This is a genomic window from Weissella sp. MSCH1 (genome assembly GCF_045799135.1).
In the GTDB taxonomy this organism is placed as follows: domain Bacteria; phylum Bacillota; class Bacilli; order Lactobacillales; family Lactobacillaceae; genus Weissella.
This window is the reverse complement of sequence record NZ_JBJMBA010000044.1, coordinates 102,516-115,218: the sequence shown is the minus strand read 5'-3', so window position 1 is coordinate 115,218 and position 12,703 is coordinate 102,516. Positions and strand designations below refer to the sequence as shown.

Genomic DNA, 12,703 nt, shown 5'->3' with positions numbered 1-12,703 from the left:
CGCTTAAAGGGAGAGAGAAAATGAGACCATATGGTGAAGTGCTGAATGATATTCGAGCTGATAAAAACGTGAGTATCAGTGCGATTGAACAGTTTGGCATCAGTAAGTCACGCTGGTATCGCTTTGTTGCTGGCGAGGCAGAGTTATCGTTAAAAGAATTAATTGATGTATTAACATTGTTAACCATGACCTTTTCAGAATTGGCAATGGCAGTCAAGGTCCCATTATTTCGGCCGTTTAGCACGGTTTCGATGTTTGCGATGTCACTTGACCAGTTGAAAACCGATGTGATTGAGACTGAAAAGACTGTAGCAGCGGCGGGGCCTGACGATTATGGCCATCAAGTGGCTCAGATGGTCCTGTATATTCGTGAAAACGGTGGGTATAATCCGACGTTATTTGCGTCGTTAAAAAAGTTATTGATGGCAACTGATAGTTACACCATCTTCGAGTTGAATGTAGCTGGTTTGTTGGCGTATGGCTTGACGCCTGAAGAGTTTATGGTTGTGTACCAACGGTTTGCCCGTTCTATCACGATGTTTAACACGTTCTTGCCAATTGATGTCTGGGGAATTGCCATGCAGATGCACGTGCAAGCCATCAAAAAGTTTTTGATTGATCCTAAGAATCGTAATCGCGAAAATACGCGGTTTATTCTAGAAGCGATTATTAATCAACCAGCCACGGATGATACGGTTGAACTAAAAATTTTGCGACGGTTGGCGATGCTGGTGCGTGATGACGAGATGATGTTAAATCCCGCTTTGGATGATTTAGTTGCTTCGTTTTTGGCAGCAGCCGAACGCGAACAGGCGAGTGTCATTGGCATTGCACCAAGTGATTTAAACCTGGCATTAATCTGGCAAACCTATCGCGCCGAACGTGAGAGTTTCTGGCAACCAGCTGAAACACCAAATCATTTTCCCGTTTATGCAGCCGGAACCGAAGTGCCATACTTTGAACATTTTGGTAAGCTGTTTCAATGGGTAGTGCAAGGGAAGCATATTACGACAGGAACAATTGATCGCGCTGGCGTGTCGACTTATAAGTTGTACCGTGCTTACAAGGATCCGGACCTATTACGGGCTGATGATATGACGGTTTTGATGCGGGTCCTGCGCTTATTGCCGGCCGATTTAGATGCAGTGGTATACAGTCAATACATTGATACCACGCATACAACTTGGGTGCAGTATGTGCCAGAATTGACCGATCCCAGTATGTACCATGTGATGGCCGAGGTTGCCCTGAAGAATTACGAACGACTAGGTACGCGGCGTGATTTAGAAGCTTCCTTTGACTATCGCGCACTAGATGGTATGGCCCGTTATCCTGGCTGGTTATCAAGTCCGGTGGCCAATCAGTTAGGTCGGGAAATCATGGATGAGCTAATGAGTATTGATGTGTGGCATGATCACGAAGTACGCTTGGTGAAGTTTGGTTTGTTGGCCATTGATTCACTGGATATGATTGATATTTGGGCCAAACAGATGCGACGCGTCTATGAAAAATCCTATGAACCTTATCGCTTGATTGAAAACATTTTAGAGGCGCTTGACTTAGCAACATTTAGAGCAGCGTTACTAGGCAATCGTGAATTGGTTGCCTATTACACACTCCTGGCACGTGACTTAGGTCGGGAACAAGTCCGCGATGGCAGTTTGTGGTTGCAGTGGCGCTGGGCAATGTTAGATTACTATGAATGGTTCTTTGATGATCCGACAGCATTAGTCTCAATGTTGAGTAATTTTGTCATCGACTATCAAACGTTAACAGGTAATTTTGCTATGATGATGCGTTATCGCTCAATTTTACAAGCACTTGGTAAGTAGCCCAAAATAAAGTAAGAAAGAAGGCGGTTGACATGCAACAACCTTTAGCATTTAGAATGCGCCCTCGGACGATTGAGGAAGTTGTTGGTCAGCAGCACTTAGTCGGTGAAGGAAAAATTATTCATCGCATGGTCACGGCGAAAATGTTGTCGTCGATGATTTTATATGGACCGCCCGGTACGGGTAAGACAAGTATTGCGAGTGCCATTGCCGGTTCAACGAAATATGCCTTTCGCATTTTAAACGCCGCCACGGATAGTAAAAAAGACCTACAAATTGTGGCAGAAGAAGCTAAAATGTCAGGCACTGTCGTTTTGTTGCTTGATGAGATTCATCGGTTAGACAAAACGAAACAGGACTTTTTGTTGCCGCATTTGGAGAGTGGTCGCATCGTTTTGATTGGTGCCACGACGGAAAATCCGTATCTCTCAATTTTGCCAGCTATTCGATCACGGTCACAAATTTTTGAAGTGCAGCCATTGTCAGAGGATGACATGAAGATTGCCATTCAACGTGCGTTAACCGATAAGGACCGCGGGCTTGGTAATTTTGATGCGGTACTTGATGAAGATGCAGAACGGCAATTGGTTTACGCAACAAATGGTGATTTACGTTCGGCTTTGAATGGGCTCGAACTTGCCGTTAAATCAACGTTACCAAGTGAAGATGGCCAGATTCATATTACGTTGCCTATTATTGAGGAAACTGTCCAACGCAAGGCGTTAACAGCGGACAAAGATGGGGATGGCCACTATGATGTTATCTCGGCGCTTCAAAAGTCGATTCGTGGTAGTGATACTGATGCGGCGTTGCATTACTTGGCGCGCTTGATTGAAGCGGGTGATTTGCCAATTATTTCACGGCGCCTGCGGGTAATCGCGTATGAAGATATTGGCCTGGCCAATCCAGCAGTAGCAGCTCGAGCGATTACGGCAATCGATACAGCTGAAAAGCTGGGCTTTCCGGAAGCACGGATTCCGTTGGCGAATGCCGTGATTGAATTGGCATTGTCGCCAAAGTCGAATTCAGCGTACACAGCAATCGATGCGGCACTGGCAGATGTGCGCAAGGGTGGCACGGGTGATGTGCCAGACCACTTGAAGGATGCACACTATAAAGGCGCCGAAAAACTGGGTCACGGGGTGGATTATGTTTATCCACACGGGTATCCTGGCGATTGGGTACCGCAACAATACTTGCCTGATAAATTAGTTGGCAAACACTACTTTGATCCAGCGGGAAACTCAAAGGTCGAAGTGGCGTATAAAGATCAATATCAAAAATTGTCTGACGCCCAACGTAAAGGATTAAAAAAGTAGCCTGTCAAGACTGTTTATTTTATGTGGCAGGCGTATAATATGGTTATGCGAATTCCTTGGACGTACGCGTGATTCCTACTATATGTAGTTGCTTTACAACCATATTGCTCGGGGATGTCGGGAAGCCGGCGAGGCAAGCTGTTTCACTCAGTAGCCGCGAACGCTGACTTATTCACCCACTTACCTATAATCTGGAGCCAACTCATTGTGAATCATTAACGGCGCCAATCAAGTGTTCGTGCACTACTACGGTTCGCCCTGGTAGTGCTTTTTTTATTTGAAGCGAAAAAGAGAGAAATTTTTATCATGATGATTATGATCACCTTTGTTGTCTTTGCCTTGCTCATCGGGGCAATGGGAATTTATTTATTGCGACACCGAACTGGCTTTATGGGCATCGATGCAGCCCAAGCCAAAATGCCAGCGACAGTCTTTGGTTGGTTTTTCACGGTCGATGCTGTTTTGTTGCTCGTTAGCGTGGCGATTTATCGAGACGCACCACTACCAGCCGGCATTTTTGTTATCCTCGCGACAATTATGACAACGGCATTAGCGCTAACTGTCGTGCGTCGTTTGTTTAAGTGATTTGCGCAATAATGAAATCTTCATACCTCTCGCATGGTTTGTTTGACGTTTATTAATGAAATCGTTTTCAAATAGCGTATAATAAACATATAGGGAAAGAGCCTATTAGAGGAGGACTTATCATGGCAGATGTAAACGTAAACTACAAGAACATTTTGGTACCAGTCGATGGCTCAAAGGAAGCGGAAGCCGCTTTGGGCAAGGCAATTCAAGTGGCAATCCGTAATGGGGAGGATGCCAACTTGCACATTTTGCACGTTATTGATACACGCGCTTTCCAAAATGTGACTGACTTTAAGACGACAATGGTTGAACAAGTTGCTGAAACGGCAAAGAAGACGTTGGATGCATACTTGCAACAAGCTAAGGATGCTGGTGTCCAAAACGTGGACTATACAATTGAGTATGGTTCACCAAAGGACATCATTGCTCACCAAGCACCAGAGAAGTTGAACGCTGATTTGATTATGATCGGGGCAACTGGTTTGAACGCGATTGAGCGTTTGCTCATCGGGTCAGTAACGGAATACGTAACGCGTACGGCCAATGTCGATACATTGATTGTTCGTGCAAAGTAATCACAAGTTAGCTTAGGCTGTCGAGAAATCGATGGCCTTTTTTGATGTGTTTTTCTGATAAATTTGGCACGTGGCACGACAAAAAGTCATTATCTGGGAAAATTCGTTTTGGGGTCACTTTATTTAGTATGATGGGAACATGGTTTTTAAGAGAGGAGTGAGGTGGCATGCGACGAATTGATGTGGTTAATTCACTGTTACTGATGAGTTTGCTGGCCATTGCGATTCTAAGCTTGTTGCAAAGTGTCTCATTGCAACATAGCATCGTGGTAGATGGCTTGTTGTTGCTGCTGATTTCCGTTGCCGTAGCGCTCGACGCGGTTGATTGGATGGCAGAGTATATCCACTGCCGGTCGATTCGTTTGGCTACGCGACGCCACTATCTGATTGTCGTGCTCCTGGTGCTTTGGATAGTTGAGGCCATTTCATTTAGTTATCATTGTCTTTAAATTTTAGTCCCTGGCATACCAATACGGTGTGTCAGGGCTTTTTTTCGGACGTGTTCACAATTTCTTCACAATTTGCGCGAAAATAATTACTTACTTTAACTTATTATTTTTAACAAGGGTCAAACCTGAGAAGAAAGAGTGAAGTGGATTTGAGAGGTCCACGAAGAGGGACGGAATGATGAAAGTAATGACATTGACGGCAACCCTATTGGTAGCAGGGTCTGTCTTAGCAACGGCTGGAGTTGCATCAGCGGATACATCAACTGGTAAGGCCAGTGTGGCCGTTACCGGGGACAATGGTATTTTGCAAATTGATAAGGCGCCTGGTGCGGATGAAAAGGATACAGCTGGTAACACGACCGCGAAGGGTGCATCAATTGATTTTGGTAAGGTAACGTTGACACAATTGGCAGAAAAGGCCCAAACATTGCCAGCAAAGCTTGCGGCCAAGACATTCCAAGTGACGGATACGCAAGATTCTGCTAAATGGCAATTGACGGGTGCGGTGACTGATTTCACGGTAGCCGGCACGAACAAGAAGTTTGACGGTACGTTGACAATTAACAGCGTGCCGTTGTCAACTGACACTTCAGCAACGCAAGGAGCTAAGTTGTTTGATGCGGAGTCTGATGGAATTTGGAATACTTCACACACAACTTGGAATAATAACGATGTAAATGCATCAATCCTTGTGCCACAAACTGCCAAGGTTGGTCAATATGAAGCAACGATTACGTACAACTTGACGTCAGGTGTGCCAGCTGATGCAGCTTCAGCAACGCCAGCAGGCAAGTAATCTATCACATGCAACATACTCGCAAACGGTCTGGTTTTCGCCAGACTTTTTGTGTTTAAAAAAGTAGTAAATAAGAGAAGAGATTGAGTAATGACGAAGTGGGCAAAATGGGCTTTCGCAGCGGCGGTCGTGGCACCGTTGTTCGTAACAACGTCAGCATTTGCGGCTGATGACTATTCGGTACAACCAGTGCAACCAGACAATCAGCGCACTGAATCAGCGGATGCTGGTTATATTGATGTGAAGGCGACGCCAGGTAGCCACCAAACCTTGCAATTTAAGTTGCGGAATACATCGCAAAAGAATATTACGGTTCGCATGGTTGCTGGTATGGCTGGGACAACTGACAATGGTGCAGTTGATTACACGACGACGGACTGGTCAGCCCAACGCTTTGTGGGCATGACGAATCAAATGCAACGCTATTTGAAGCCAGATCAGACAGAATGGCAACTCAAAGCTGGTCAAACAGTGGTTGCTACGGAGACGTTACAAGTACCGGCGCAAGCATTTACGGGCCGCATGGCGGGTGGCGTTAGTTTCATTGAAGACAACCAAAACCGTTCAAAACAAACTGGCGATGGCTTGAAAGTTAATGCCACGTTCAAATACTCTGTGGCGGTGCTGTTGTCTAACAATCAGGAAATTCCAGAGGGGATGCTGACGCTGGGTGATACGAAGGCATCTCAAGTAAATAAGCACACGGTGTTTGCGGTTAATGTTAAAAATCAAACCCCTAGCTTTATTAATGCGTTGGGAATGAAGACGACGGTGACGGGGCCGAATGGGTTGAAGTTCACACGTACGCAGGCCAATATGCAAATGGCACCGAATACTCAGTTTAATTGGGGTGTCTATACGAATGGTGCCCGTTTGCGTACCGGTGACTACCGCGTTGTGACGGATACGTACTGGTCAAAGGATGGTAAACGTCAATATAGCTTTAGCGGCGACAAGTATACGTATCACACGCACAGTGTTAAGACCGTCCATGTGACGGCTGACCAAGCAGATAAGTTGAACAAGTCTGACTACGACCTGCAAATGAAGTCAAAAATGCCTGTTGCATACAAAGTGTTTATTGGTATTTTGGTGGTGATTGCAGCAGCAATTCTTTGGTTCGTATTGTTGAAGAAGCGCCAAGTCACAATTCAAGTGATCGATATGACGACGAACACGGTCATGTTTAAAGAACGGGCTCGTGCGGGACGAATGAGTAAGATTGCGGTGACACTGCCACAGGCTGCGCGGGTTGTTCCGAATACGGCAGTGACGGTTATCGATGAGACACATCTCCAAATTGCAGCTAAGCAAACGTACATTGAAATTGAAGTGACCACACTAACGCAAGAAGGTTAGGCAAATGAAAAGAATTGGCGTAACTATTTTAATAGGCTTGCTGGCATTGGCAGTACCGGTTACGGCGTCTGCAACGACAGGTAAAGCGGGTGTCACGGTTGAACCGGGTACGCGAACGTTTGATCGTGGCGTCACGTCGATTAATTTTGGCAAGGTGCCCTGGCATCAGGTGACCCTGCCCGCAACATTGTCGGCGACATTACCAGCTGGTGCGTTTGTGATTAATGACTATTCTGGTGCAACTGCTGGTTGGACGTTGTCGATGGCGGTGGAACCATTTACGAATGGTGATCGGTCGTTTGACGGATCGTTAACAATTAACGACGTTACGATGCGTGCCGACCCGACGCAACATGGTTCAGCCACGCTGTTCCGCAGTAAAGCGAGTGGTTATTGGCGTTCACCAGCAGTGACGGCGATGATTACGGTGCCAGTTAACTCAAACGATGATTATGCGGCAAATGTCTTATACACCCTTAATAACGGGGTTGCCCAATAGTTATTCCCCCGCTCAGGTGCGGGGATACATATATCAAGAAAGTGGAGAGGGAGTGTTGTTATGAAACAACGAATGACCTTGTTTATAGCAACGGTAGCAAGTATCACCTTATTACAAGTAGACGGCCAAGCAGCAACGGTCGAACACGATGATTACAGTGTGACCTACCAAGAATCAGCCACGCAACGACCAACAGCGCGCGATACGGGGTATGCGGATGTCATTGCGGCACCGGGGTCAACACAAACGTTGACGTTCAAAATTGCCAACTTAAGTGATAAGACGATTAAGGTTGATGTGACAAAGGGAACGGCCGGTACGAGTGAGAACGGAAACGTTGTTTATACGAGTGAAAATTGGCCGAATGCGGACTTTATTAATTTGCCAACGCGGATGGAGAATCATTTAACGGTCTCGGATCCCGTTGTCACGTTAGCGCCAAAGGAAACAAAACAAGTGACCGCAACCTTGACGATGCCTGACTCACCGATCGATGGCACAATTGCTGGTGGAGTTGGGTTTAAAGAAGAAAATCAACAACGCACTTCTGGTGCCGGGTTCCGATTGAATGCAACCGTTAAGTATGATATTGCAGTTTTGGCCCAGAATGCTGAACCGAAACAATATGCAAAGCAACCGACGGTGACATCTGAAGGCGCCAAAACAGTGGCTGGTAAAAGCGCATTCGTCTTCCATTTTCAAAATCCATACCCAGCCTTTATTAACCGGGTTAAGATGGATGTAAAAGTGACCGCACCTAGTGGTAAAACATACCGACGCGCTCAAAAAATGATGCAGTTTGCACCAAATTCACAGTTGAATTGGATGGTTTGGTTAAATGGGGACAAGGTTGAAGCGGGTGCTTACAAGGTTGAAATGACCGGTTCAGCAGCTGGATCGACCACGTTGACACCGGGGGCTGTGGCAAATTCATCTAGTACTGATGCTAGTGATTCGGTGTCGAATGCTCAGCGGCCAGATAACAGTGGTACTCACAAGGCCGCCAGCCTTAGCCAACAACAAGATAGTAGTTCGGTGGCCCCTGATAATGAGTTGACGGTACCGGCCGACACGACACAGTCGGTAACTAGTCAGGCAACAGTTGCCAAAGCGAATACCAAAAATGATGGCGCAACGAAGCGGCTATCCGTTGATATGACGGTACCGATTTCGACGGCTGAAGCACGTAAGCTAAATGCGGCTGACCGCAACGTCAGCGGCGCGTCGATTAATCCGACTGTTGCTAAGTTGGCATTGCTGGCTGGTACAGCGTTGGGTGGCTTCGGTGTTTGGTTTGTGATGTTTAAGCGTCAGAAGCGGACGGTTGCCTTTTATACAGCCGACTATACGTTGGTGGCCCAACACGATGTGTACCTCAGTCGCTTGTTGGCTCGTCAAGGTGTCGTGGTGCCCGAGGGTATTTGGCAATTGATCAAAATAGTTACGGTGAAGATTTGCACGATGCACAGGGGCAACCAGTGCTAGTCAGCGAAGTTGAGGTTTACCTCCGCCGTGATCAGAACGTGTACACAGTTGTGCCTGTCTAGAAGGGAGTTGACGGGGATGTTTATGAACAAGAAAATGACGTTGCTTGTGGCATCGATCACGCTAATGAGCAGTGTTGATATGGTGGCCAGCGCGGAAACCGTTGGCGAAACGACTTCGAGTGTCAACATTCAAGGGGGCGACTTAACCCTTGAAAAATGGCCCCAGACGTTAGCTTTTAAGACGGTGACGCTGAGTGACTTATCACAGGGACCAGTGACACGAACAGTGACATTGCCAGCTGGTAGTTTTGTGGTGAACAATTTAACAGGAGCGGATCAAACCTGGTCATTGGCGGCCGGGGTGACAAAGTTTTCAGATGGCACAAATCAGTTTGATGGTAGCTTGGCATTAGGTGATGAACAAAACAAATTGGTGGCAACACCAGATTTGTCAGGGATGAAGGCGATTACGACGCAAACGACGCCGACCACGCCAACTGGCCACGTTTGGGAATCGAAGGCGATGGACGCGTACTTAACGGTACCCGCAACGGCTGGATTAGGCCATTATCAAGCGACCGTTCGTTACCAATTACAGCAAGGTGTTGGACAGGGTGAATAATGATGCGACGTCTGTTAGGAATTGTGATTGGCTTACTGATGTTGGGCACGGTCACAGCAACGGCTCATGCTGATAATGCACTGACGGTCAAGCTGACCACCCCAACTGCGCAAAGACAAGAGTCAGCCAACAAAGGGTACGCGGATTTGTTAACGGAAAAGGGTGATACTACTAAGTTGACTTTTACGTTACAAAATTCGTCTGACGCGCCAATTAATGTTGATGTCACGCCAGGCACGGCGGGGACGTCTGATAATGGTGCCGTGGTCTATGGCACACAAAATTGGGGTGAGAACCATTTTGTGAATTTGCCGGCGCGGATGGAGCAATTGATCACACCGGAAGCTAAAACGGTCACTGTACCAGCCAAGGGATCGGCAACGACCTCGGTATCAGTAAAAACGCCGGATAATGGCATCTCAGGTGTGTTAGCTGGTGGTGTGTCCTTCGTACAGCAACAACAAACGAATACGACTGATTCAAAAAACATGTTTCAATCGGAGGTTGGTTATACCGTGGCGGTCTTGAACCGGACCACGAATGCAATTCTGGTGCCGAATCTTAGTATTGGGGATGTTGACGCCACACTAGTTAATAATCAGGCCACAGTTGGCATTCAAATGCTAAATAACACCCAAACATTCTTAAACGGGCTCTATGTGATGGCGACAATTACGGGTCCCCAGGGTGTTTATTTGCAGCGAAATGCCAGCAATATGCAAATGGCCCCGAATTCGCAGATGCAATTTAATGTCTGGTCGAATGGTCAACAGTTGGTGGCTGGTGATTATGATGTGCAAGTTGATGCTTATTACGGTTTGAAGGACAATTTACGGTTTGATGCGCCAAACGGCAAGCGCTACACGTATCACACGCGTGGGCAAACAAAGCTTCACGTTTCCACGAAACAGTCTAAGACACTGACGGCGGATGATGCGTTGCTGCAACAGCGTTTTGCGATGCCGTGGTGGGGCTGGTTGTTGCTAGCAATTATTGTTGGTGGTCTAATTGGTGGAATTCTGTACGCTGTATTGCGCCGTCGCACAGTCAACTACCTCTTTGTATTAGCTGATGGTCAAATTATTGATCGTGGTAGTGTACGGATGCGCCGCTTTGAGAAGCGTAGCGTGGCGTTACCGAGCGGCTTTGTAACTCAGATAACCGCGAAAACGGGGGTTGTATTAGCAGCAAATCAGGTCGAAAATACGTTTGTTTTAACTGAAAATTCAAATTTGTCGGCAAATGTGAACAAATTGTGAACAGTTTGAACACAAGTGGTGAATTCCGTATACACGGAAAGTAAGTAGTCCTATAATAAGTTTTGTTCTTGAGGAGAGACTTGAACAAATAGAGAACTTATAGAGAAGAAAAGAGAAAAGAGTTATGAAGAAGATTATTTTGGCTTCATTGTTGTCAGTTTCATTGTTGGGAGCTTCAACGGCTGCATTTGCATCTGGAGAAACGAACGTAAACACGGTAGATAACACAGCAACTACTAAGGGATCAGTTACTTTGGCCCCAGGTAATTTGACGTTGGATGACGTAACGTCTACTGTAGAGTTTGGTTCACTTTCAATGCAAGATGTTCTGGCTGGTAAGACAACGGCTGTTGCTGCAAAGGACGGTATTACAGCTCACGTCACTGACTTGTCAGGTTCAGGTAAGGGGTGGCACTTGATGGCCAATTATTCAGGTATGTCAACATCAGATGCTGACGCTAAGCCATTGGGTGACAAGTTGTCACTTGGTACGACTGAGTTGAAGGCTGGTGATCAATCAATTTACTCAGCAACACCCGAACAAGTTGCTGATGCAAAGGGTACTGCAATTGAAAAGACGACTGCTGCAAGTGATGTAACGTTGAACGTGCCATCAACTGCAACGACTGGTTCATACACAGGAATGATCAACTGGAAGTTGGTTGCTGGTCCAGCTAACTAATTGTGGACATAGAATAATCTATCGACATGCAAACGAAAAGGTGACGCGACCACTATGGGACACGTCACTTTTTTCTACTATTAAGACAGATTTTACAGAAAGCATAGGTTTATATAGGTCATGAATATTAAGCGAGTGGCATTGGCAGGGGCGGCTCTGTTGATGGGTATTTTGCCATTCTCAACAGCGCACGCAGCTGGGTCAGATTTTTCAGTGCAAGCGGTGGTGCCGGCGACACAAATTGACAAATCAAATACAAGTTATTTTGATTTGAAATTGAACCCCGGTCAGCAAGAAAAGTTAACGTTTAATTTGCAAAACACGTCTAATAAGGACATTACCATCGATGTGACAGCTGGAACGGCTGGTACGTCTAATGCAGGAGCGGTCGATTATACGTCTAATGGGCCGTTCGATGCATCTTTGCCTGATCAGTTGGGCAAGTATATGCAGGCGCCTGAAAAGGTGACGATTCCAGCCAAGCAAACGCAAGCTGTCGACGTGCAATTGACTATGCCTAACAAAGCAGTGACAGGTGTGATGGCCGGTGGTGTTCACTTTTTGGAAGAAGGTCAGAACGCACAAAAGGCCGGATCGGGTATGAACATTAATTCCGTGTTGTCATACACGGTTGCCGTGTTAGCTCGTAATACGACGGATAACAATGACGTTGCCGATACGTTGAATACGGGTCGTGTCGCACCTGTTTCAAAGAATGGTCACACAACAATTAATGCTGAAGTGGCGAATCCAAAGCAAGCACTCTTGAATCGTTTGGAGATTACCGGTAAGGTACGTGATGCTGAGGGCAAGGTTGCTTATAAGGGTTCACAAAAGATGATGCAAATGGCACCGAACTCAAAGTTTGATTTCACAATAGATTCAAATGGACAACGTTTGGCAGCCGGTAAGTATACCGCAACGTATACCGCATTCTGGAGCGAAAATGTCAATGGTAAGTATGCTGATGCGGCCGGCACACGTTTTGACTACCGTAAGGATTGGACAGAAACGTTTACGGTAACTGCCGACCAAGCGAAGAAGTTTAACGATAACGACGCCATGATTAAGGCAAAGGGTAGCCTACCAGTCATCATGTGGGTAATCATTGGTGTTGTTGTCTTGCTTGTTTTGGTTATCGTAGGTTTGATTTGGTTCATCTTGGCTAAGCGCCGTAAGGAAGAACGCGAAGAAAACATGGATAAGTTGAAGTAATCAACACACATATAAAAAAAC

The 12,703-nt window shown here is 46.3% G+C and carries 13 protein-coding genes; all 13 read left to right on the top strand.

Annotated features, from left to right (window positions below; translation table 11 throughout):
• The first annotated feature begins 20 nt into the window (after positions 1-20).
• The 13 genes from ACJ28U_RS09375 to ACJ28U_RS09315 all read left to right on the top strand — a co-directional run bounded on the left by ACJ28U_RS09375 (position 21) and on the right by ACJ28U_RS09315 (position 12,682).
• Positions 21-1,832 (top strand): XRE family transcriptional regulator, encoded by a 1,812-nt coding sequence (locus ACJ28U_RS09375; protein WP_407619074.1) that lies wholly within the window; start codon positions 21-23, stop codon positions 1,830-1,832.
• A 32-nt stretch (positions 1,833-1,864) separates the two neighbouring features.
• Positions 1,865-3,151 (top strand): replication-associated recombination protein A, encoded by a 1,287-nt coding sequence (locus ACJ28U_RS09370; protein WP_407619073.1) that lies wholly within the window; start codon positions 1,865-1,867, stop codon positions 3,149-3,151.
• 306 nt (positions 3,152-3,457) lie between these two features.
• Positions 3,458-3,736: a hypothetical protein gene (locus ACJ28U_RS09365; RefSeq protein ID WP_407619072.1), complete on the top strand. Its 279-nt coding sequence runs from the start codon at positions 3,458-3,460 to the stop codon at positions 3,734-3,736.
• Positions 3,737-3,858: 122 nt separating this feature from the next.
• Positions 3,859-4,314 carry a universal stress protein gene (locus ACJ28U_RS09360; protein ID WP_010373452.1) on the top strand — a complete coding sequence of 152 codons (456 nt, stop codon included), beginning with the start codon at positions 3,859-3,861 and terminating at the stop codon, positions 4,312-4,314.
• A gap of 167 nt (positions 4,315-4,481) precedes the next feature.
• Positions 4,482-4,763 carry a hypothetical protein gene (locus ACJ28U_RS09355; RefSeq protein ID WP_407619071.1) on the top strand — a complete coding sequence of 94 codons (282 nt, stop codon included), beginning with the start codon at positions 4,482-4,484 and terminating at the stop codon, positions 4,761-4,763.
• 175 nt (positions 4,764-4,938) lie between these two features.
• Positions 4,939-5,559: a hypothetical protein gene (locus ACJ28U_RS09350; RefSeq protein ID WP_407619070.1), complete on the top strand. Its 621-nt coding sequence runs from the start codon at positions 4,939-4,941 to the stop codon at positions 5,557-5,559.
• A gap of 90 nt (positions 5,560-5,649) precedes the next feature.
• Positions 5,650-6,918, top strand: a complete 1,269-nt coding sequence (locus ACJ28U_RS09345) for a WxL protein host-binding domain-containing protein (protein WP_407619069.1) — start codon at positions 5,650-5,652, stop codon at positions 6,916-6,918.
• Between the two features lie 4 nt (positions 6,919-6,922).
• Positions 6,923-7,417 (top strand): hypothetical protein, encoded by a 495-nt coding sequence (locus ACJ28U_RS09340; protein ID WP_407619068.1) that lies wholly within the window; start codon positions 6,923-6,925, stop codon positions 7,415-7,417.
• A 60-nt stretch (positions 7,418-7,477) separates the two neighbouring features.
• Positions 7,478-8,902: a WxL protein peptidoglycan domain-containing protein gene (locus ACJ28U_RS09335; RefSeq protein ID WP_407619067.1), complete on the top strand. Its 1,425-nt coding sequence runs from the start codon at positions 7,478-7,480 to the stop codon at positions 8,900-8,902.
• 84 nt (positions 8,903-8,986) lie between these two features.
• Positions 8,987-9,526 carry a hypothetical protein gene (locus ACJ28U_RS09330; protein ID WP_407619066.1) on the top strand — a complete coding sequence of 180 codons (540 nt, stop codon included), beginning with the start codon at positions 8,987-8,989 and terminating at the stop codon, positions 9,524-9,526.
• On the top strand, positions 9,526-10,785 hold the full coding sequence (locus tag ACJ28U_RS09325) for a WxL protein peptidoglycan domain-containing protein (RefSeq protein ID WP_407619065.1): 1,260 nt from the start codon (positions 9,526-9,528) through the stop codon (positions 10,783-10,785). The genes ACJ28U_RS09330 and ACJ28U_RS09325 overlap by 1 nt, the downstream gene beginning before the upstream one ends.
• A 124-nt stretch (positions 10,786-10,909) precedes the next feature.
• Positions 10,910-11,467: a hypothetical protein gene (locus ACJ28U_RS09320; protein WP_407619064.1), complete on the top strand. Its 558-nt coding sequence runs from the start codon at positions 10,910-10,912 to the stop codon at positions 11,465-11,467.
• A gap of 120 nt (positions 11,468-11,587) precedes the next feature.
• Positions 11,588-12,682 (top strand): DUF916 and DUF3324 domain-containing protein, encoded by a 1,095-nt coding sequence (locus tag ACJ28U_RS09315; RefSeq protein WP_407619063.1) that lies wholly within the window; start codon positions 11,588-11,590, stop codon positions 12,680-12,682.
• The last annotated feature ends 21 nt before the right edge of the window (positions 12,683-12,703 follow it).

Bases quoted from the DNA above. Each gene is read 5' to 3' on its own strand.
- ACJ28U_RS09325 (WP_407619065.1), top strand. From the start codon at position 9,526: ATGATGCGACGTCTGTTAGGAATTGTGATTGGCTTACTGATGTTGGGC.
- ACJ28U_RS09335 (WP_407619067.1), top strand. From the start codon at position 7,478: ATGAAACAACGAATGACCTTGTTTATAGCAACGGTAGCAAGTATCACC.
- ACJ28U_RS09340 (WP_407619068.1), top strand. From the start codon at position 6,923: ATGAAAAGAATTGGCGTAACTATTTTAATAGGCTTGCTGGCATTGGCA.
- ACJ28U_RS09375 (WP_407619074.1), top strand. From the start codon at position 21: ATGAGACCATATGGTGAAGTGCTGAATGATATTCGAGCTGATAAAAAC.
- ACJ28U_RS09360 (WP_010373452.1), top strand. From the start codon at position 3,859: ATGGCAGATGTAAACGTAAACTACAAGAACATTTTGGTACCAGTCGAT.
- ACJ28U_RS09370 (WP_407619073.1), top strand. From the start codon at position 1,865: ATGCAACAACCTTTAGCATTTAGAATGCGCCCTCGGACGATTGAGGAA.
- ACJ28U_RS09365 (WP_407619072.1), top strand. From the start codon at position 3,458: ATGATGATTATGATCACCTTTGTTGTCTTTGCCTTGCTCATCGGGGCA.
- ACJ28U_RS09355 (WP_407619071.1), top strand. From the start codon at position 4,482: ATGCGACGAATTGATGTGGTTAATTCACTGTTACTGATGAGTTTGCTG.
- ACJ28U_RS09350 (WP_407619070.1), top strand. From the start codon at position 4,939: ATGATGAAAGTAATGACATTGACGGCAACCCTATTGGTAGCAGGGTCT.
- ACJ28U_RS09315 (WP_407619063.1), top strand. From the start codon at position 11,588: ATGAATATTAAGCGAGTGGCATTGGCAGGGGCGGCTCTGTTGATGGGT.
- ACJ28U_RS09330 (WP_407619066.1), top strand. From the start codon at position 8,987: ATGAACAAGAAAATGACGTTGCTTGTGGCATCGATCACGCTAATGAGC.
- ACJ28U_RS09345 (WP_407619069.1), top strand. From the start codon at position 5,650: ATGACGAAGTGGGCAAAATGGGCTTTCGCAGCGGCGGTCGTGGCACCG.
- ACJ28U_RS09320 (WP_407619064.1), top strand. From the start codon at position 10,910: ATGAAGAAGATTATTTTGGCTTCATTGTTGTCAGTTTCATTGTTGGGA.